The organism is Micromonospora sp. CPCC 206061 (assembly GCF_036906915.1).
Lineage (GTDB): Bacteria > Actinomycetota > Actinomycetes > Mycobacteriales > Micromonosporaceae > Phytohabitans.
On record NZ_JBAKHX010000011.1, the window covers coordinates 38,070 to 57,681 of the forward strand.

At 69.5% G+C, this 19,612-nt stretch carries 18 protein-coding genes and 1 tRNA gene; 14 read left to right on the forward strand and 5 right to left on the reverse strand.

The window, feature by feature from the left end:
• Positions 1-27: 27 nt before the first annotated feature.
• From V6V89_RS11355 to V6V89_RS11400, 10 genes are all read left to right on the forward strand, one after another.
• Entirely contained in the window at positions 28-279 is a 252-nt protein-coding gene (locus V6V89_RS11355; protein ID WP_334618988.1) for a hypothetical protein, read from the forward strand.
• Positions 280-370: 91 nt separating this feature from the next.
• Complete coding sequence (locus V6V89_RS11360; protein ID WP_334618989.1) at positions 371-697, forward strand: hypothetical protein; 327 nt, start codon at positions 371-373, stop codon at positions 695-697.
• Positions 697-1,908 carry a DNA cytosine methyltransferase gene (locus V6V89_RS11365; RefSeq protein ID WP_334618990.1) on the forward strand — a complete coding sequence of 404 codons (1,212 nt, stop codon included), beginning with the start codon at positions 697-699 and terminating at the stop codon, positions 1,906-1,908. The genes V6V89_RS11360 and V6V89_RS11365 overlap by 1 nt, the downstream gene beginning before the upstream one ends.
• Positions 1,909-1,956: 48 nt before the next feature.
• Complete coding sequence (locus V6V89_RS11370) at positions 1,957-2,328, forward strand: hypothetical protein (RefSeq protein ID WP_334618991.1); 372 nt, start codon at positions 1,957-1,959, stop codon at positions 2,326-2,328.
• Positions 2,329-2,506: 178 nt separating this feature from the next.
• A complete protein-coding gene (locus tag V6V89_RS11375) occupies positions 2,507-3,418 on the forward strand; it encodes a bifunctional DNA primase/polymerase (RefSeq protein WP_334618992.1) in 912 nt (303 codons plus the stop codon).
• Complete coding sequence (locus tag V6V89_RS11380; protein WP_334618993.1) at positions 3,415-4,236, forward strand: deazapurine DNA modification protein DpdA family protein; 822 nt, start codon at positions 3,415-3,417, stop codon at positions 4,234-4,236. Before V6V89_RS11375 ends, V6V89_RS11380 begins: the two co-directional genes overlap by 4 nt.
• Positions 4,233-5,813, forward strand: coding sequence for a hypothetical protein (locus V6V89_RS11385; protein WP_334618994.1), 1,581 nt, complete (start codon positions 4,233-4,235; stop codon positions 5,811-5,813). Before V6V89_RS11380 ends, V6V89_RS11385 begins: the two co-directional genes overlap by 4 nt.
• A 457-nt stretch (positions 5,814-6,270) precedes the next feature.
• Positions 6,271-6,441 carry a hypothetical protein gene (locus V6V89_RS11390; RefSeq protein WP_334618995.1) on the forward strand — a complete coding sequence of 57 codons (171 nt, stop codon included), beginning with the start codon at positions 6,271-6,273 and terminating at the stop codon, positions 6,439-6,441.
• Entirely contained in the window at positions 6,438-6,650 is a 213-nt protein-coding gene (locus V6V89_RS11395; RefSeq protein WP_334618996.1) for a helix-turn-helix transcriptional regulator, read from the forward strand. The genes V6V89_RS11390 and V6V89_RS11395 overlap by 4 nt, the downstream gene beginning before the upstream one ends.
• Positions 6,651-8,018, forward strand: coding sequence for a tyrosine-type recombinase/integrase (locus V6V89_RS11400; protein ID WP_334618997.1), 1,368 nt, complete (start codon positions 6,651-6,653; stop codon positions 8,016-8,018). It begins immediately after the preceding gene.
• Positions 8,019-8,169: 151 nt separating this feature from the next.
• On the opposite strand, the gene V6V89_RS11405 is transcribed toward V6V89_RS11400, so the two are convergent.
• From V6V89_RS11405 to V6V89_RS11420, 4 genes are all read right to left on the reverse strand, one after another.
• Positions 8,170-8,241, reverse strand: a tRNA-Arg gene (locus tag V6V89_RS11405).
• A 50-nt stretch (positions 8,242-8,291) separates the two neighbouring features.
• Positions 8,292-8,951, reverse strand: a complete 660-nt coding sequence (locus tag V6V89_RS11410; protein WP_334618998.1) for a winged helix-turn-helix domain-containing protein — start codon at positions 8,949-8,951, stop codon at positions 8,292-8,294.
• Between the two features lie 72 nt (positions 8,952-9,023).
• Positions 9,024-9,695: a DUF305 domain-containing protein gene (locus tag V6V89_RS11415; RefSeq protein ID WP_334618999.1), complete on the reverse strand. Its 672-nt coding sequence runs from the start codon at positions 9,693-9,695 to the stop codon at positions 9,024-9,026.
• Positions 9,695-10,594 (reverse strand): DUF3105 domain-containing protein, encoded by a 900-nt coding sequence (locus V6V89_RS11420; protein ID WP_334619000.1) that lies wholly within the window; start codon positions 10,592-10,594, stop codon positions 9,695-9,697. The genes V6V89_RS11415 and V6V89_RS11420 overlap by 1 nt, the downstream gene beginning before the upstream one ends.
• A gap of 109 nt (positions 10,595-10,703) precedes the next feature.
• On the opposite strand from V6V89_RS11420, the gene argS reads away from it, so the two are divergent.
• From argS to V6V89_RS11435, 3 genes are read left to right on the forward strand one after another with little or no spacing between them, the layout of a single operon-like run.
• Positions 10,704-12,347 (forward strand): arginine--tRNA ligase, encoded by a 1,644-nt coding sequence (gene argS, locus V6V89_RS11425; protein ID WP_334619001.1) that lies wholly within the window; start codon positions 10,704-10,706, stop codon positions 12,345-12,347.
• A complete protein-coding gene (gene lysA, locus V6V89_RS11430) occupies positions 12,348-13,733 on the forward strand; it encodes a diaminopimelate decarboxylase (protein ID WP_334619002.1) in 1,386 nt (461 codons plus the stop codon).
• Positions 13,730-15,031, forward strand: a complete 1,302-nt coding sequence (locus V6V89_RS11435) for a homoserine dehydrogenase (RefSeq protein WP_334619003.1) — start codon at positions 13,730-13,732, stop codon at positions 15,029-15,031. Before lysA ends, V6V89_RS11435 begins: the two co-directional genes overlap by 4 nt.
• 178 nt (positions 15,032-15,209) lie before the next feature.
• Here the strand turns inward: V6V89_RS11435 and thrC are convergent, their stop codons facing one another.
• Positions 15,210-16,259, reverse strand: a complete 1,050-nt coding sequence (thrC, locus tag V6V89_RS11440) for a threonine synthase (protein ID WP_334619004.1) — start codon at positions 16,257-16,259, stop codon at positions 15,210-15,212.
• A gap of 165 nt (positions 16,260-16,424) precedes the next feature.
• On the opposite strand from thrC, the gene V6V89_RS11445 reads away from it, so the two are divergent.
• Entirely contained in the window at positions 16,425-19,610 is a 3,186-nt protein-coding gene (locus V6V89_RS11445; RefSeq protein WP_334619090.1) for an efflux RND transporter permease subunit, read from the forward strand.
• The last annotated feature ends 2 nt before the right edge of the window (positions 19,611-19,612 follow it).

The window sequence follows — 19,612 nt, forward strand, 5'->3', positions numbered from 1 at the left end:
GCCCGAAAACCGCCTTCGGAGGCTGAAGTGACCCCCGACATCCTGCTAGCCGCCGCTCCCTGCCTCCTCCCCCTCGCAGTCACGCTCGGTTACGCCTTCACCTGTGTGGCCTGGCCGTTCGGCAAGTGCCGCCGCTGCCACGGCGCCGGGAAACTCCGTGCCCCGCTCGGCCGGGTGTACCGCATCTGCCCGCGCTGCCACCACACCGGTCTCCGGCCGCGCATCGGCGTGCGGCTGTGGAACATGGCCCGCCGCCTGCACCGGGACGGCACCCAATGACCGCTTCGACACGGCACCCAGGCACCGGGCTACGGCTACGGATCGGTCGCCGGATCTTCAACCACTTCCGCCGCATCCGGCGGGCCGCCGGATGAGCCTGTTCGACTTCAACCCCGACCACACCGAATGGTGTGCCCGCAACCACCAGTGCGGCACCGCCGGGGAACACCGTTCTGACTCGATCCAAGTGGACCTGACCGACACCGCCGGCTACGGCTACGGCCGGGCCAGCCTGGTCCGCGTCCGGGACGCAGACGGCCGCGAGTGGGCCGAGATCCGCGCACGGGTAGCGCTCGCCCCCGTCGAGCCGCACGCCCGCCGGCAACTGCACACCCTCCTGAGTGGACTGCGCGACCTCGTAACCCGGACCACGGTCGCGGGCCGCCCGGCGCCGCGTACGAGGCGGAAGGCGGCGTGATGAACGAACCTATGACGGTCGGGTCGATGTGCACCGGCTCCGGGATGCTCGACGTTGGCGTGGCCAGCGTGCTGGACCTCATGCCCGTGTGGCACGCCGAGCCCGACCCGGCCGCGTCCACGGTGCTGGCCGCGCACTGGCCGAGCGTGCCGAATCTCGGCGACCTACGGGCGGTCGACTGGACGGCGGTCCCGCCGGTGGACGTGCTGCTCGCCGGTTTCCCCTGCCAGCCCGTGTCGGCCGCTGGCCGCCGGCGTGGGCTGTCCGATGAGAGGTGGCTGTTCGATGACATCGCGGACGCTGTTGGCCGATTGGAGCCACGACCCCGGCTGTGCCTGTTCGAGAACGTCGCTGGGCTGCTGTCTGCAAACCGCGGGCAGGCTATGGCCCGAGTCGTTCACCGCCTGGCCGCGCTCGGCTATCTGGGACGCTACCGGCTTCTACGCGCATCCGACGTCGGCGCCCCGCACCGCCGCGAACGCGTCTTCATCGCGGCGTGGCTCCCCGACCGGCCCAACCCGTGGCCGCTGCGTACCGCCGGACGAGGTGCCGACGCTGTTCGAGGTGCCGACCGGGACAGGGTGAGGCTGCTACCCACCCCGGCGGCCCGTGACGGCGACGGCCGCGGCGAAGGCCACCCCGACCACCGCCGCGACCGCGCCCGACGCACCGGCGCCAACATTGGCGGGCCGATGCTCGGCGAGGTCGTGTGCCACCTGCTACCGACCCCACGGGCCAGCGACGGCAGCCGCGGCCCCGAACCCCTCAACGGCGCCGGGCGGACCGGTCACGGCACCGGCCCGGCACTGCCGGACGTGGCCGTACTGCTGCCCACACCCCGCGCCACAGACGGGTGCAAGGGCGGACCGAACCAACGGGGCAGCGCCGGCGACCTCGCCTTGCCGGCCGCTGTCCAGGACGGCCGGTTCGGCAACTACGGCGCCGCGATCCGACGCTGGGAACAGATCACCGGACGGGCCGCGCCGGAGCCGACCGAACCCGGCCGCACCGGCAACCCCCGCCTGGCGGCCCGGTTCGCCGAATGGGTGATGGGCTGGCCGGACGGATGGGTCACCGACCACATCGCACGCAACGACGCCCTACGCGTCTGCGGCAACGGCGTCGTCCCCCAACAGGCCGCCGCCGGCTACGCCGAACTGCTCCAACCGGAGCCGGCCGCGACACCGCATGACCAACGCCGGGCCGCGTAACACCTCGGTCCCTCTTTGCGCACATCACCGCCGAAAGGACTCCGCACAGTGGACACCACAACCACGGCTGGCCGTCTGCCGGCTGGCTTCCTCGCCTACGGCGAAGTTGTCATGGCCGCACCCGCACGACCCGGCAACCTGGCCCACCGCCGGGCCGCCCGCTGGATTCCCCTCCCCGTCCCGGACGGCACTCCCGCCCCGGCCGCGCCGTCCGGCGCAACGGGTGTGGCCATGACCGCGCAGCGCACCGGCCGCACCCTGGTACGCCCGGCGTGCGAACCGGAGCCCGACCCGGGCGAGACGACCGCCACCATCGGATGGCGCGAGAACGACTTCTGGCAGATGAGCGCTGGATGGGCCGACTCGCTGCACGCGGCCCGCCCGTGCACCGCTGCGCAGTGCTTCCCCGATCAGGGGTAGCCGTGAACCAGCCATCCACGACCACGGCCCGGCCCACCTCGCTGCTCGACCCGTTCGACCGACGGCCGTGCCACAAAACCTGCGCCGAAGCCGCGATCAAGCCACGCGCCGCGCCAGCGGCACGCGCCAGGCCCGCCGCTGCGTAACCCCTGCTCGCCTGTCCCGCAAGGGAGGAACCATGCCCGACTTGCTCACCATGGCACTCGACCACGCCGGCCGCGGCTGGCACGTGTTTCCGCTCCGCCCCAACGACAAGCGGCCCGCGTTCCCCGACCACACCGAAGAGGTCTGCACCGGCCGCGACCCGCGATGCGGTGCCGCGGGCAGGCACGTCGGGTGGGAGGAACGCGCCACCGTCGACCCCGCCCGCATCAGCCGCGCATGGTCGTGCGGCCGGTGGGGGATCGGGATCGCGTGCGGCCCGTCCGGGCTGCTCGTGGTCGACCTCGACCGACCCAAAACCCCCGGCGGCCCGGACGGCATCAACGTGTTCGGCACCCTGTGCGAGCAACACGACGGGCCGGACGTGTGGACGACGTACACGGTGCGGACAGGTTCCGGTGGTCTGCACCTGTACTACCGACACCCGCCTACCGGGCCGCGGTTGCGCAACACCCAAGGCGACCGAGGTGGACTCGGCCCGGCCGTCGACACCCGCGCTCACGGCGGGTACGTGGTCGCTGCCGGTAGCACCGTAGGCGGACGCCGGTACGAGGTCGATGGGGAGACCGATCCGGCGCCGCTACCGGCATGGCTGGCCGCGCGCCTACGGCCGGCACCCCCGGCGCCGCGGCGGGCGGTGGTGCTCGACCTGGGCACCGGACGGCGGGCCGCCTACGTCCACGCCGCGATCGAGCGGGAAACCGCCCTGGTCGCCGAAGCCGCCAAGGGTGAGCGCAACCATCTGCTCTACACCGCCGCAGTCGCGCTCGGCCAACTTGTCGCCGGTGGCGCGCTGGCCGAACACGACGCCACCAACGCCCTGACCGACGCCGCCGGCCGCGCCGGACTCGCTCCGGCCGAGACCACGCGGACCATCCGATCTGGGCTGCGGGCCGGAGCCAAGAGCCCCCGGAGCGTGGCCGCGTGAACCGGCCGCTGTTCCTGCTGGGCACCCATCAACCGGGCTGGCTGGGTAAGGCAGGGGTGCCGCTGTTCGTATCCGACCGGCGGCTACGCGTCTACAAGACGCTGCCTCGCGCAGCTGCGCCGTGGGCGCTCGATTCAGGCGGGTTCACCGAGCTACAGAAGTACGGCCGGTGGACCGTCACCCCGCGCGAGTACGTCACGCGGGTGCGCCGCTACCGCGATGAGATCGGCCAGCTCATGTGGGCTGCGCCGCAAGACTGGATGTGCGAACCCATCGTCATCAACGGCGGACACATCGGACCAGTCGTGTTCGCCGGTACCGGACTGTCCGTAGCCGAGCACCAGCGACGCACCGTGCTCAACTACGCGCAGCTGCGCGACCTCGCCCCCGACCTGCCGATCATCCCCGTCGTGCAAGGCGACACCGAAGACGCCTACCTACGGTGCGTCGACCTGTACCAGTCCCTGATCGGTGTCGACCTCACCACAGCACCGCTGGTCGGTGTCGGTTCGGTGTGCCGCCGGCAGGGCACCGCCGAAGCCGGCCGCATCCTGGCCGCCCTGCACCGCCGTGGGGTGCGCCGCCTGCACGGGTTCGGGTTCAAGACCCTCGGCCTGATCGCGCACGGGCATCTGCTGACCTCGGCCGACTCCCTCGCCTGGTCCGACACCGCCCGCAAGCTCCGACGGCCCGCCCTTGCCGAGTGCGTCCGCGCGGGCCGGCACCGCAACTGCGCCAACTGCCTGCCCTACGCCCTGCACTGGCGGGCCGGGGTTCTCGCAGCTGCGCGAGCCGCACAGGACGGAGAAGCCGCATGACCGACACCACCGACACACGTGGCCGGGTGCAGGTCGGTACCGGCCCGGAAACCATCCGCGTGCTCAAGGCCGCGCTCGCCGACCGGCTGTTGCCAGACACCTACGTTTCCGGCGGGGCGTTGGTACACATGGAGACCGTCTCCGGTGGCCTGCCCATGGTCGCCGCGGATGAGGACTCGCCGCTACCGGTCTCGGCCAGCACGATGACCCCCGCCGGGCTGGCCGCGCTACTGGCCGAACACGCCTACGTCTACCGGCTCAAGACCCGCAAAGGCGACACGGGTCAGCCGGAGGTCTACGAGGATGAGACCACCCCGCCGCGGGAAATCCTGTCCTCAGTCCTCGCGGGCAAGACCTGGCCGAACCTGGCACCGCTGCGCGGCATCATCGGCGCCCCCGTGCTGCGCCGGGACGGCACCCTGTTGCAGGCGCCCGGCTACGACCCGGCCACCGGCCTCTACCTGGCCACGAAGGTTGACCTGCCCCCGGTGCCCGATCAACCCACCGTCGAGCAGGTACGAGCCGCCCGGACGTTCCTGCTGGGTCGGTTCCTGCGGGACTTCCCGTGGTCCGGGCCGGCTGACCGGGCTAACTATGTGGCGTTGCTGGCTACGCCGATCCTGCGGCACTTCACCCGATCGTTGACCCCGTTTGCGCTTGTCGATGCGACCATGCCCGCGTCTGGCAAGACCATCTTGACGGCCGGGCCGGGCATGCTCTACGGGCAGCGCGTGTTGCCGTGGACTTACTCCGATGAGGAGCTGCGTAAGTCCATCACCGCTGTTTTGAACGAACAGGTCGGCGTGGTGATCTGGGACAACATCGCTGAGGGCAGCGTCATCGACTCGCCGATCCTTGCCCAGCTCGTCACCGGCGGGGTCTGGTCCGATCGGCCGTTGGGCACCTCCCGCAACATCGCCACCGTCAACGACCGGTTGTGGATGGCGACCGGGAACAACCTGCAAGTCGGTGGGGACATGGCCTCGCGAACGGTGCGGGTGCACCTCGACCCGAACATGCCGCGGCCGGAGCAGCGCGATCAATCCGGCTTCGGCATTCCGCACCTTGACCAGTGGATCACCGTTCCCTCCAATCAGCTCAAGGTGCTGTGGCATCTGCTCGTGCTCGTGCTCGACTGGACTCGGAACGGGGCACCCCGTGCCGCGGGCATATCGATGCGCCAGTTCACCCCGTGGGCGCAAGCGTTGGGCGGGTTCCTGACCCACCACGGCATCGAGGGGTTCCTGACCAACCTCGCCGACGTGCGGGAGATAGACGAAGACGAAACGCGCTGGCGCGCGTTCCTCACCTGCTGGCACGAGCGCCACGGCGGTAGGGCTGTGACGGCCGCTGAACTGCGCAAGGATGGCGAACCGCAGACGTTCGCCGGAGAGGTCACCGACCCGTGGGACGGCCAGTTCATCACCACCCACAACGGCCGGCTACCCAACCCGCTGCAACTCGGGCGGCTGCTCACCGGGCAAGCCGGCCGGTGGCGCGGTGACCACGTACTACGGGCCGGCAAGAACGACCGCGGTGACCGGGCCGTGTTCTGGGTCGAGCGTGACGGCGGCTAAAACCGGCTGGAACATCTCCGCATCTCCGCAATCCCCGCAGAATCGACCCGCTACCAGCGTGAACACCCTGCGGAGATAGCCCCGCCTCGACAACCTTCGATCTCCGCATCTCCGCAACCGGCTGCGGAGATGAACCCCGGTTGCGGAGATCTTACCCGGCCACTTTCCAAGATCTCCGCAGACGTTTGCCCAGCTCAACGGCACGTTTGCGGAGATGCGGAGATGCGGAGATGTTCCAGCCCTCCTGACAAGCAACGAACCGGGCAGCGACCGACCCTAGATCACACCCACCGCCAGACACCTTGAGAGCGAAACAGACAGTCCGGTGCATGTAAAGACATCAGGACATGAAAGATCTTGGCTCAGCGTTGCTCTCAGCGGGCCGCTCTACGGCCCGCTGACGAATCGAACCCCGTTCCCATCCCCGGACCGTCCGCCCGCCCGAAAGGCGCCCACGATGCGTCTCAGACTCCACGGCACCCCGGCAGAGAACCAAGCCATACTCGCGATCCTCGCCGCCGTGCTCGACATCCGGACCGTCAGCCGCTCCTATCCCGACCGGCCACCGTCCACCTTGGAACGGATCTACCTCGACGCAGAACCCCGCGACCGGAAGGAGACCCGATGACCGAAAAGCAGGTGAAGCGGCGTACAACCGGCCGCCATCTGACGATTGCCGAGGTTTGCGAGGAACTGGATATCTCCCGATCGACGTTCTACGACTGGCGCGCGAAGCGCAAGGCGCCGCCGTGCTTCAAGCTGCCGAACGGTGATATTCGCATCCGCCGTACCGCTTTCGAGAACTGGCTGAGTGGCCTCGAAGAGGAGGCGGCATAGTTGGCGCTGTCCTACGACGTTAGGGTTTGGAAGGTCGAAATCTACGAGGGAAAGCAGCGTAGCTCGTACCGGGTCCGATGGGTGGTTGCCGGAAAACCGTGGAAGAAGGTATTCCGTACATCTGCCCTTGCGGAAAGCTTTCGGTCGGATTTGATCGCCGCGGCCCGAAAAGGGGAGGCGTTCGACACTGAGACGGGACTTCCAGTGTCGATGGCGCGCACGTCGCGTGATATGACGTGGTACGAGTTCGCATGCAAATTCGTTGACATGAAGTGGCCACACGTGGCAGCGACCACGCGGCGCACGCATGCGGAAGCGTTCACCGCGGTTGCCCCCGCGATGTTCGCCACAACGCGCGGGATGCCGGACGCCAAATTGATCCGGCGCGCGCTGTGCCGGTGGGCGTTCAACACCGCCAGACGCAGCGACCCGGCATGCCCGGACGACGTCAAGGCGGCGCTAGCGTGGGTGAAGCGCAACACCCGTTTGGTGTCGACGCTTGCCAAGCCCGAGATCCTGCGACCACTGCTCGACGGTCTCACCGTGCGACTCGACGGCGGCCCGGCCGCATCGAGCGTTGTAAGCCGACGCCGGAAGATTCTGAACACTGCTGTGGAATACGCTGTCGAGCTGAATTTACTTGACGCGAATCCGATTCCGGCACTCAAATGGAAGAAGCCCAAGCCGGTGCAAGTGGTGGATCCGCGCTGTGTACCCAATCCGGTTCAGGTACGCACGCTATTCGATGGTGTGCGGGAACAGGGACGCGTGGGGCGCCGCCTGGTCGCGTTCTATGGCTGCCTGTACTACGCCGGGATGCGACCGGAAGAGGTGGCATTCCTGAACAAGCGGCATCTTGCGATCCCGAAAGAAGGATGGGGGGAATTTCATCTCGACGGTGCCGATCCCTACGCTGGAAAGGACTGGACGGACACGGGAAGGGACCGAGACCGACGCCAACTGAAGCAACGTGAGCGCGGGGAATCGCGAACCGCGCCATGCCCGCCTGAATTGACCGCACTCATCCATGCCCACCTGGACGAGTTCGGCACAACGACGGACGGACGACTGTTCGTTGGCGACCGCAACCACGATGAGCTACCGAAGCCCACCGTTGTGCGGATTTGGAGCCGCGCGCGTGCGGCGGTGTTCACAGAGGACGTTGCGGCCTCGCCACTCGCGCGCCGCCCGTACGATCTGCGCCACGCGGCGGTGTCGACGTGGCTCAACGGTGGCGTTCCGCCGACGGACGTTGCGGAGTGGGCGGGTCAGTCGGTGGAGATCCTGTTCAGGATCTACGCCAAGTGCCTCGACCGTGGCGTACAGCGTAACCGGCAACGCGTTCAGCAGGCGCTCGGCCACCAGTAGCCACCCCAAACGGTGGCGTGCCGGTGGCGTGACTGGCCGATCATGGCCGGGCAGCGTCGGTGACAACCGGACACAACAACGGTGTCGCTGACCCGCATATCCGCAGGTCAGCGACACCGTTTTAGCTGCTAGAGAATGGTCCGATCAAGTGTGCCCCCGGCAGGATTCGAACCTGCGCCACCGCCTCCGGAGGGCGGTGCTCTATCCCCTGAGCTACGGGGGCTCAGCGACCAACGAAGAGTAGCAAACGCCCCCCGCTGGCGCCGAACCGACTCAGCGCCCGCGGTCACAGGTCGGCAGCGCGTGTAGTACCACCCCGTCCGGGATCCGGCGGGGCCATTCGGTGGTCGCCCATGAGCCGTCCACCACCACGTGTGCCGGCCGGCCCGCGTGCGAGGCGAGGCGGCTCAGGAACTCGCGTGGCAGTGTCGTCTCGCCGGTGACCAGGAAGCGGACCCAGCCACGTGTCGACACCGCCGCCACGACGTCGGTGGCGGGTGTGACGCCGTGCAGGCGGGTGCGGCCAGCCCAGTACAGGTCGGCGCGTTCGAGCTGCGCGGCCTGTTGGAGCTCTGGGTACCGGGAAGATTGCCACTGCACGACCGCCATCGCGCAGAGGGCGCAGGCCCGGTCGACGGGTTCTCGTGGTGCGAGGCCCCAGGCGCGCAGGTATCGGGCGATGCCGGGCACGCTGAGCGGGATGCCGTAGGTCTGCTCGACCAGTGCGAGCACGCTCTGACGGGTCCACAGGCTTCCGGCCAGCCCGAAGTGGTCGGGGAACGTGTCGCGCAGCATTTCGATGAGTCGGAGTTCCTGCTCACGGGTGAGCGCTCCGTGCCGGCGGCGGGCGGCTACCGCGCCGTCGCCACCGCTCGCATACCGCCGGCACCAGTTTGCGATTGATCGTCGTCCATCACCAAGTACAACCCCCACGTCCCGGACAACGACGCCGATTCGGACAGGTAGCGCTGGGTGAGCAGAAAGCTACGGAAAGTGCCGATTTTGTCAGGCTGGTGCACCGAGCTTCTTGAGCAGCTGCTGGAACGCGGCGACCTCGTTGCGCTGGTTGTTGACCATGCCCTGCGCGAGCCGGCGCACCTCCGCGTCGTCGGTCAGCTTGAGCACCTCCTCGGCCATGTGGATGCCGCCGAGATGGTGCTTGAGCATCAGCTGGAGGAAGAGCACATCGAACGCATTGCCGGTGGCGTTGCGCAGCTGCTCGCGCTCGGCATCGGTCGCCATGCCCGGCATCAGGCCGTTCTGGAGGCCGGCGCTGCCCTCGGGCATCCAGGCCATGCGGGGACGTGAGCTGGTGGGGCCGAGCTTCCACTCCCGCAGCCACGTCTGCATCATGCCGATCTGCGCCTGCTGGGTCAGCGCGATGTCGCCGCCCAGCGTGCGCACGTCGCTGTCGCTGGCCTTCTGGTGGGCGAGCATGCCCATCTCGACGGCCTGGGCGTGGTGCGTCGACATGTCGCGAGCGAACCCGGCCTCGGCCGAGTCTTCGCCGGGCCGGGTCAACGTCGGGACGATGAGCAGCCCGGCGACGAGGCCGAGCAGCAGGCCCAGTGCGACGCCGGCCGCCAGCCAGCCGGAGGCACCGAAGCGCCGGCGGGCTGGCGGAACCGCGTCGTCGATCTCCGGCGACTCGGGTTCGGACTCCACCGAGACGCTCATCAGCCGCCCTGCTGCTGCTGGTCCTTGCCGATGTCGCGCGGCGTGGTGCCGGTGGCGGTAATGCCGCCGGAGCAGGTTGCCCCTGCCTCGATCGTGGCGTTCTGGCGCAGCGCGCTGATGAACTGGTCGATCCGGCCGTCGTCGACGCTGTCGAGCTTGAGCTGGTAGCCCCACGCCTGGAGCGAGACGTTGCTGTCCAGGTTGTCGACCGGGCTCATCAGCATGTACTCGTTGCCGCGCACCTTGCTGGCCAGCTTCTCGACCTGGTCGGCGGCCAGCCCGCTCTTGTACGCGACCCAGACCGCGCCGTGCTCCATGCTGTGCACCGCGTGCTCGTTGGCGATGGGGGCGTCGTAGACGTCACCCATGCAGTTCTGCCAGTTGTAGTTGTGGTTGCCACCGACCGGCGGCGTGAGCTTGTAGGTCAGCGGGCCCCACGCGTGGTTGGCCTCGGTGAGCGTCTTGTCGGGATTGTCGCGGTAGTTGACGATCCCGCTGATGTCGGCGGCCTTCTTCTCCCACGGCTGGGAGCCCTTGAAGGCGGCCCAGGCGCCGTACCCGATGATGCCCGCCGCCAGCACGCCGACTGCGACGAACATCGCGATCGGGCCCCAGCTGCGCCCCTGGCTGACCTTGACCGGCGCGATCGGCTTGCGTCCCTTACCGCCGCCGGACGCGCCGGGTTTGCCGCCGGGACGGCTCGTCGTGCCCCCGGCCTTGCCGGCCGCGGTCTTGCCCGGCGCGGCCTTGCTGGCCGACGCCTTGGTCGCCGTCGACGACGGCGACTTGCCGCCAGACGTGGTATCGGTCGAGGAGGATTTACCCGCAGGCGGCTTCTTGCCGGTGCTGACCACGGACGGACGGCGCTTGTTGTCGCCGGCCGGGGTACTGATGCTCATCGTGCCTCGTCAGGTCGGTCGGTCACAGGGGTGGCGGTTGATCGAAGTACATATCGATCGAACAGGGTCGCCGCCGAAGGACCCACTGTACCCCCGGTAACATGACTCGGTGACTCCCGCCAAGCTCGCAGAAGCCGTATTAGCGGCTGCCCACGCGCTCTTTTCCGAGCGCGGGCTCGACCCGATCGCGCTCCCGGGGTCGACGGCGGTAGAGCGACCCCGTAACTCCGATCACGGTGACTACGCGTCCACGCTCGCGCTCCAGCTGGCCAAGAAGGTGGGTGTGCCCCCGCGTGACCTGGCGGCCGGCCTCGCCGATCAGCTCGGCCGCACGCCGGGCATCAAGTCGGTCGAGATCGCCGGCCCCGGCTTCCTCAACATCAGGCTCGACGCGGCCGCCGCCGGGCAGCTCGCCCGCGTCGTCGTGCAGGCCGGCAAGGAGTACGGGCACAGCGAGCGGCTCGCGGGCCAGAAGATCAATCTGGAGTTCGTCTCGGCGAACCCGACCGGTCCCGTGCACATCGGCGGCGTCCGGTGGGCCGCGCTCGGCGACGCGCTCGCCCGGCTGCTGCGTGCGGTCGGCGCCGAGGTCGGCACCGAGTACTACGTGAACGACGCGGGCACGCAGATCGACCGGTTCGCGCAATCGCTGCTGGCCGCCTCGCGGGGCGAGCCGGTGCCCGCGGACGGATACGCGGGCGCTTACATCGCCGAGATCGCCGAGGGCATCACCCGCGACCACCCGGGCGCCGACCTGGCGACGTTCCGCAGCGAGGGCGTCGAGCGGATGCTCGCCGAGATCGAGTCGTCGCTGACCGGCTTCGGCGTGCGTTTCGACATCTACTTCCGGGAGTCCGACCTGCACCGCCGGGGCGAGCTCGACCTCGCGCTGACGCGCCTGCGCGAGCAGGGCCACGTCTTCGAGGCGGACGGCGCGATCTGGCTGCGCACCACCGACTTCGGCGACGACAAGGACCGGGTGCTGCGCAAGTCCGACGGCGAGTGGACGTACTTCGCCGCCGACTGCGCCTACTACCTGGACAAGCGCGAGCGTGGCTTCGAGCGGGTCGTGATGATGCTGGGCGCCGACCACCACGGCTACATCGGCCGGATGCGGGCGATGGTGGCGTGCTTCGGCGACGACCCCGACGCCCATCTGGAGATCATGATCGGGCAGCTCGTCAATCTGGTGCGCGACGGCGTGCCGGTGCGGATGAGCAAGCGGGCCGGCACCGTGGTCACGCTCGACGACGTGGTCGAGGCGATCGGCGTCGACGCGGCCCGGTACGCGCTGGCCCGGTACTCCGCCGACTCGCCGATCGACATCGACGTGGAGCTGTGGACCCGGTCGACGCGCGACAACCCGGTGTACTACGTGCAGTACGTGGCCGCCCGCTCCGCCAGCGTGGCCCGCAACGCGGTCGAGGTGGGGCTGACCCGCGGCGACGCCGACTCCTTCCGGCCCGAGCTACTCGACCACGAGAAGGAAAACGAGCTGCTCAAGGCGCTGGGCGAGTACCCGTCGGTGGTGGCCACCGCGGCCGAGCTGCGCGAGCCTCACCGGATCGCCCGGTACCTGGAAGACCTGGCGGGCAATTACCACCGGTTCTTTGACAACTGCCGCATCCTTCCCAAGGGTGACGAACCAATCGGTGATCTGCATCGGGCCAGGCTGTGGCTGAACGACGCCACGCGTACCGTGATCGCTAACGGTTTGGATCTTTTGGGCGTCTCCGCCCCCGAGAGGATGTAGATGAGGGCGCACGAAGCGGGGGCGCTGCACGGCGACCTTGGCAGCCGGGGTCCCGCCTGGCTGCGTACCCCGGAAGATGTCAACGCCCTCGTGCCGCACCTGTGGCCCACCGGCGTCGCGCGAGCCGCCGACGGCGCGATCGCCGTCGGCGACCTCAGCGTCCGCGCCATGGCAGAGGAGTTTGGTACGCCGGCGTACGTGCTCGACGAAAGCGACATGCGCGCCCGATGCCGTGACTTTCTGGCGGCGTTCGCCGGCTGCGACGTCTACTACGCGGGCAAGGCGTTCCTGTGCCGGGCGGTGGTCCGGATCATCGCCGAGGAAGGGCTGCACCTCGACGTGTGCACCGGCGGCGAGCTGGCCACGGCGCTGTCGGCGGGCATGCCGCCGGAGCGGATCGGCTTCCACGGCAACAACAAGTCCGTCGCAGAGCTCACCCGCGCGGTCGAGGCCGGGGTGGGACGGATCATCGTCGACTCGTACCAGGAGATCGACCGGCTCACCGAGATCGCCCACGCTCTGCAGAAGCGCCCCAGTGTGCTGATCCGGGTAACCGTCGGTGTCGAGGCGCACACGCACGAGTTCATCGCGACCGCGCACGAAGACCAGAAGTTCGGGTTCTCGCTGGCCGGTGGGGCAGCGGCCGAGGCAGCGCTGAAGATCATCGACGAGGGCGTGCTCGACCTGCGCGGCCTGCACTCGCACATCGGCTCGCAGATCTTCGACACCAGCGGCTTCGAGGTGTCGGCCAAGCGGGTGCTCGGGCTCCAGGCCCAGATCCGCGAGGCGCGCGGCGTGGAGCTGCCCGAGCTCGACCTGGGCGGTGGTTTCGGCATCGCGTACACGACACAGGACGACCCGTCGCCGCCCGCCGACCTGGCAAAGCGGCTCACCAAGATCGTCGAGGGTGAGTGCGAGGCGCTGCAGCTCGCCATGCCGCGCCTGTCGATCGAGCCTGGCCGGGCGATCGTCGGGCCGGCCGTGTTCACGCTCTACGAGGTCGGCACCGTCAAGGACGTCGACGGCCTCCGCACGTACGTGAGCGTCGACGGCGGCATGAGCGACAACATCCGCACCGCGCTCTACGACGCGTCGTACTCGGCGACCTTGGCCTCTCGCACGTCGGACGCCGGGCCGATCCTGGCCCGGGTGGTGGGAAAACATTGCGAGTCCGGCGACGTGGTTGTTAAGGATGAATTCCTGCCCGCCGACGTGCAGCCCGGAGATCTTCTTGCCGTACCCGGCACGGGAGCGTACTGCCGGAGCATGGCCAGCAACTACAACCACGTGCCCAGGCCACCGGTGCTCGCCGTGCGTGACGGGCGGGCTCGGGTGATCGTCCGGCGGGAGACCGAGGACGATCTGCTGGCATTGGATGTGGGATGAAACCTGTTCGCTTGGCGCTGTTGGGGTGCGGCACGGTCGGAGCCGAGGTTGTCCGGCTGTTGCACGAGCAGGCGGATGACCTGACGGCACGGATCGGCGCCCCGATCGAGATCGCCGGCATCGCCGTACGCCGGCTCGCGCGCGACCGTGGCCAGCTCCCCGTCGACCCGGCGCTGTTCACCACCGACGCGCTCGGCCTGGTCAAGCGCGACGACGTCGACGTGGTGGTCGAGGTCGTCGGCGGCATCGAGCCGGCCCGCACGTGGCTGGTCGAGGCGCTGCGCGCCGGCAAGAGCGTGGTGACCGCCAACAAGGCCCTGCTCGCCGAAGACGGCGGCACCCTGCACGACGCGGCCACCGAGGGCGGCGCCGACCTGTACTACGAGGCGGCCGTCGCCGGCGCGATCCCGCTGCTGCGCCCGCTGCGCGAGTCGCTGCACGGCGACAAGATCACACGGGTGACGGGCATCGTCAACGGCACCACGAACTACATCCTGTCGTCCATGGACGCGAGCGGCGCCAGCTTCACCGAGGCGCTGGAAGAAGCGACCGCACTCGGGTACGCCGAAGCCGACCCCACCGCCGACATCGACGGGTTCGACGCGGCGGCGAAGGCGGCGATCCTTGCGTCGCTGGCCTTCCACAGCCGCGTGGGCGCCGCCGACGTGCACCGCGAGGGCATCACCGAGGTCAGCGCCGCCGATGTGGCCAGCGCCAAGGCCATGGGCTGCACGATCAAGCTGCTGTGCATCGCGTCGCGGGTGTCCGGCCTGTCCGGCGACTCCGTCAGCGTGCGTGTGCACCCGGCGATGATCCCGCGCACCCACCCGCTGGCCAGCGTCGGCGACGCGTTCAACGCGGTATTCGTGGAGGCCGAGGCCGCGGGGCAGCTCATGTTCTACGGCCGCGGCGCGGGAGGCGCGCCGACCGCGAGCGCCGTCCTCGGCGACATCGTCGCCGTCGGGCGCAACCGCCTGGCGGGCGTACGCTCAGCGAGCGAGTCCTCGTACGCTGACCTGCCCGTCCGGCCGATGGGCGAGGTGGTGACCCGCTACCACATCAGCCTCGACGTGGCCGACCGCGCCGGTGTGCTGGCCGCCGTGGCCGGGGTGTTCGCCAAGCACGACGTCTCGATCGCCACCGTCCGCCAGTCAGGGCGGGGCGACGACGCGATACTCGTGATCGTCACCCATGGCGCTCCGGACGCCGCGCTGGCGGCGACGGTCCGCGAGCTCCAGGCGCTGGACATCGTTCGCTCGATAGCCAGCGTCCTCCGCGTAGAGGGCGCCACCACTTAGCCCCGCCAGCGCCGCTCCCACCGTGCGCGCCCGCGCACGCCGCCCTTTCCCGCCGATCAAGGGCAAATGCACGTGGTTCGATCTCCTTTCCGCGTGCATTTGCCCTTGATCGATGGCATTGCCCTTGATCTGTGGACGGAAGGGGCGTGGGGCGCCGCGCGGCGGGTGAGGGGCGGGGTCAGGCCAGGTCCAGTGACTTGGCCGCGGCCAGCACGTCGTTCTTGATGGTCGTTGGGCTGGGTGCCGTGGAGATCGCCCACTCGGGATCCTTCAGGCCGTGGCCGGTCACGGTGCAGACGACGGTGCCGCCGGCCGGGATGCGGCCGGCTTCGGCCTGCTGGAGCAGGCCGGCCACGCTCGCCGCGCTGCCCAGCTCGACGAACACGCCGACGTCGCGGGCCAGCAGCCGGTACGCGGCCAGGATCTCGCGGTCGGTCACGGCCTCGATGAGCCCGCCGGAAGCGTCGCGCGCGTCGACGGCCTTGGTCCAGCTCGCCGGGTTGCCGATGCGAATCGCGGTGGCGATGGTCGACGGCTCGCGAACGGCCTGGCCGGTGACGATCGGGGCGGCGCCGGACGCCTGGAACCCGTACATCTTCGGCTTGCGGGTGGAGTTGCCGGCCGCGAAGTCCTCCTGGTAGCCCATCCAGTACGCGGTGATGTTGCCGGCGTTGCCGACCGGCAGGCAATGGATGTCGGGCGCGTCGCCGAGCGACTCGATGATCTCGAAGGCGGCGGTCTTCTGCCCGGCGAGGCGGTCGGGGTTGACCGAGTTGACCAGGGCGACGGGGTAGTCCAGGGAGAGCTTGGACGCCAGCGCGAGGCAGTCGTCGAAGTTGCCGCTGACCTGGAGCAGCCGGGCGCCGTGTACGAGCGCCTGGGCCAGCTTGCCCAGCGCGATCTTGCCCTGGGGTACGAGCACGGCGCAGGTCAGCCCGGCGCGGGCCGCGTACGCCGCCGCGGACGCGGACGTGTTGCCGGTCGACGCGCAGATGATCGCCTTGGCGCCGCTCTCGACCGCCTTGGAGACGGCGACGGTCATGCCGCGGTCTTTGAAGGATCCGGTCGGGTTGGCGCCTTCGACCTTGAGGTAGACGTCCGCGCCCACCCGGGAGGAGAGCGACGGTGCCGGTACGAGCGGCGTGTTGCCCTCGTGGAGCGTGATCACCGGAGTGGCGTCGGTAACCGGCAGCCGGTCACGGTACGCCTCGATCAAACCGCGCCACATGGTGCTCTCCTGTCTAGCGGTGTTCGTGCCGTGTCAAGGATGCCGCACTACCTGGCAGGACATTCGAAAGGGGTCGGATGCACTACACCAAGCCGCCGGTTCGGTAGATAGGGTTGGTCGCCGCATATCCCATGCGCCTCAATTTTCTCAGGAGTGAGCTACCCCATGCCGTCGCTCGCCAGACTCAGCCTCGCCAACCGCAGTCTGGTCGCCCTGATCGCGGTGGTGGTCACCGCGTTCGGCGCCTTCGCCATTCCGTCGCTAAAGCAGCAGCTCCTGCCGTCGTTGGAATTTCCCGCGGCGTTCATCGTGGCCACCTATCCGGGCGCCGCGCCCGAGATCATCGAGGAACGGGTCACCGAGCCGATCGAGAATGGCGTCCAGGGCATCGCGGGTGTCGACAAGGTGACTTCGACGTCCCGAATGGGTTCGGCGACGGTACAGGTGGCTTTCGAATTCGGCACCGATGTCGATGATGCGGTCGTGAAGCTGCAAGGCGCGCTCGGCCGGCTCGGCGTGCAGCTGCCGGCGGGCGTGGAGCCGCAGGTGTTCGCGGGCGGCACCGACGACCTGCCGGCGGTGGTGCTGGCGGCCAGTGGCGGGGCCGACGAGCGCGCGCTGGCCGGCACGCTCAACCAGACGGTGATCCCGGAGCTGTCGGACATCGACGGCGTTCGCACGGTCGAGGTGACCGGCGGTCGTGACGAGGTCGTGCTGATCACACCGGATCCGGCGAAGCTGAACGCGTCCCGCGTCGACGCGCGGGCGATCGGCACCGCGCTCCAGGCCAACGGCGTCGCCGTGCCGGCCGGCGGCCTGACCCAGGACGACCAGACCCGCACGGTACAGGTGGGTACGCCGATCGGGTCGGTCGACGACCTGCGTGCGCTGTGGGTCACGGGTGCGACCGGCGTCAACGTCCGGCTGGGTGACGTGGCGACGGTGACGCAGCAGCTTGCCGAGCCGACCGGGTTCACGCGCACCAACGGCAACGACAGCCTGGGCATCGAGATCGTGGCGGCGCCGGGCGGCAACGCGGTGGAGATCTCGCACGAGATCCGCGACCGGCTCGACGCGCTGAAGGCCGCCTCGGGCACCGAGCTGGCGGTGGTCTTCGACCAGGCGCCGTTCGTGGAGAAGTCGATCGACAGCCTCACCACGGAGGGGCTGCTCGGTCTGCTCATGGCCGTACTGGTGATTCTGGTCTTCCTGCTGTCGGTGCGGTCGACGCTGGTGACGGCGGTGTCGATCCCGCTGTCGGTGCTGGTGGCGTTGATCGCCCTGTGGGTCGGTGACTACTCACTCAACCTGCTGACGCTTGGCGCGCTGACGATCGCGGTGGGCCGGGTCGTCGACGACTCGATCGTCGTATTGGAAAACATCAAACGCCATCTGGAGTACGGGGAGGAGAAGCGGAAGGCGATCCTTTCCGGCGTTCGGGAGGTCTCTGGCGCGGTGACCGCCTCGACGCTGACGACTGTCGCGGTGTTCGCGCCGATCGCACTGGTGGGCGGGTTCGTCGGGCAGCTCTTCCGGCCGTTCGCGGTGACCGTGACGGTCGCGCTGCTCGCCTCGCTGCTGGTGTCGCTGACCGTGATCCCGGTGCTGGCGTACTGGTTCCTGCGCCCCGCGACCGGCGAGGGCGGCCCGGAGGCGGTCCGCCGGGCGGCCGAGGAGCGCGAGAAGACCACCTACCTCCAGCTCGCGTACCTGCCGGTGATCGGCTTCGCGCTCCGCCGGCGCTGGCTGACGGTGGGCATCGGCCTGGCGGTGCTGCTGGGCACGTTCGGGCTGTACTCGCAGGTGGAGCGGAACTTCCTGGACGACTCGGGCCAGGACACCTTCACGATCACGCAAGAGCTGCCTGCCGGCACCAGCCTCGCGGCCACCGACGCCGCGGCGCGCAAGGTCGAGGCGGTGCTCGCGGGTCGCGACGACATCGAGTCGTACCAGGTCACGGCCGGCGGCAGCGGGCTGCCCTGGCAGGGCGGCGGGGTGACCACCGCGAGCTTCTCGGTGACTGTGAAGGGAGACGCCGACGCCGCCGAGACCAAGGAGGCGCTGCGCTCCGATCTGGACGACATCAACGACGCCGGCGAGATCGCCGTCGGGTCGTCGGGCCAGAACACGGACCGCATCGAGGTCGCGGTCCGGGCCGCGGACGCGAGCACCCTCGCGACAGCGACCGAGATGGTACGCCAGGCGCTGACGCAGACCTCCGGTGTGGACCAGGTCAGCACGAACCTCGCCGACGACGTACCGCGCGTCGACGTGGTCGTCGACCGCACGGCGGCTGCCGAACGCGGGCTCACGGAGGCGGCGGTCGGCGCGCTGGTGTCGCAGGCGTTCCGGGGTGACCCGGTGGGCCGCGTGACGGTGGCCGGCGCACAGCAGGACGTGGTGGTGCGCTTCGGCGACGCCCCCGCCACCGTCGACGAGTTGCGGGCGATGCCGATCGCGGGCGCGAAGCTCGACGACATCGCCGACGTGACCGAGGTGTCGGGCCCGGTCGAGGTGACCCGGATCGACGGCGTGCGGGCGGCGACCGCGTACGGCACGGCAACCAGCACCGACCTGGCCGCGGTCACCGACGCCCTCGCCAAGCGGCTGGACGGGCTCAACCTGCCCACCGGCGCCAGCTACGAGATCGGCGGAGCGAGCGCAGACCAGGAGGAGGCCTTCGCCGACCTGGGGCTCGCCGTCCTGGCCGCGATCGCCATCGTCTTTGTGATCATGGTGGCGGCGTTCCGGAGTCTCGTGCAGCCGTTGATCCTGCTGGTGTCGGTGCCGTTCGCCGCGACCGGCGCGATCGGCCTGCTGATGCTGACCGGCACCCCGATGGGCGTGCCCGCCCTGATCGGCGTGCTGATGCTGGTCGGCATCGTGGTGACCAACGCGATTGTGCTGATGGATCTGATCAACCGGTACCGGGCGCAGGGCATGAGCGTGCGGGACTCGGTGGTCGAGGGTGCCCGGCGCCGGCTGCGGCCGATCCTGATGACCGCGATCGCGACGATCTTCGCGCTGCTGCCGATGGCGTTCGGGCTGACCGGCGAGGGCGGGTTCATCTCGCAACCGCTTGCCATCGTGGTGATCGGCGGCCTGATCACCTCGACGCTGTTGACGCTGGTGCTGGTGCCGACCCTCTACAGCCTGGTCGAGCAGGCCAAGGAACGGCTTCTCAACAAAGAGGCGACCCCGGTGCCGGCGCCGGCGCCGCGTACCCCCAACGGAAGCGGAGGCGGCTCGCTGGTGGCTCCTCCGCCGCCGGTGCCGTCGGCCGCGCTGATTGAGGGCACCGACCAGTTCGAGGTGCTCCGGCTGCCAAAGCCGAAGAAGCGTAACGTGTGAGT

Excerpts from the sequence above, each read along its gene's own strand:
- V6V89_RS11360 (WP_334618989.1), top strand. The coding sequence starts at position 371 with ATGAGCCTGTTCGACTTCAACCCCGACCACACCGAATGGTGTGCCCGC.
- V6V89_RS11365 (WP_334618990.1), top strand. The coding sequence starts at position 697 with ATGAACGAACCTATGACGGTCGGGTCGATGTGCACCGGCTCCGGGATG.
- V6V89_RS11375 (WP_334618992.1), top strand. The coding sequence starts at position 2,507 with ATGCCCGACTTGCTCACCATGGCACTCGACCACGCCGGCCGCGGCTGG.
- V6V89_RS11385 (WP_334618994.1), top strand. The coding sequence starts at position 4,233 with ATGACCGACACCACCGACACACGTGGCCGGGTGCAGGTCGGTACCGGC.
- V6V89_RS11390 (WP_334618995.1), top strand. The coding sequence starts at position 6,271 with ATGCGTCTCAGACTCCACGGCACCCCGGCAGAGAACCAAGCCATACTC.
- V6V89_RS11395 (WP_334618996.1), top strand. The coding sequence starts at position 6,438 with ATGACCGAAAAGCAGGTGAAGCGGCGTACAACCGGCCGCCATCTGACG.
- V6V89_RS11415 (WP_334618999.1), bottom strand. The coding sequence starts at position 9,695 with ATGAGCGTCTCGGTGGAGTCCGAACCCGAGTCGCCGGAGATCGACGAC.
- V6V89_RS11420 (WP_334619000.1), bottom strand. The coding sequence starts at position 10,594 with ATGAGCATCAGTACCCCGGCCGGCGACAACAAGCGCCGTCCGTCCGTG.
- lysA (WP_334619002.1), top strand. The coding sequence starts at position 12,348 with ATGAGGGCGCACGAAGCGGGGGCGCTGCACGGCGACCTTGGCAGCCGG.
- V6V89_RS11435 (WP_334619003.1), top strand. The coding sequence starts at position 13,730 with ATGAAACCTGTTCGCTTGGCGCTGTTGGGGTGCGGCACGGTCGGAGCC.
- thrC (WP_334619004.1), bottom strand. The coding sequence starts at position 16,259 with ATGTGGCGCGGTTTGATCGAGGCGTACCGTGACCGGCTGCCGGTTACC.
- V6V89_RS11445 (WP_334619090.1), top strand. The coding sequence starts at position 16,425 with ATGCCGTCGCTCGCCAGACTCAGCCTCGCCAACCGCAGTCTGGTCGCC.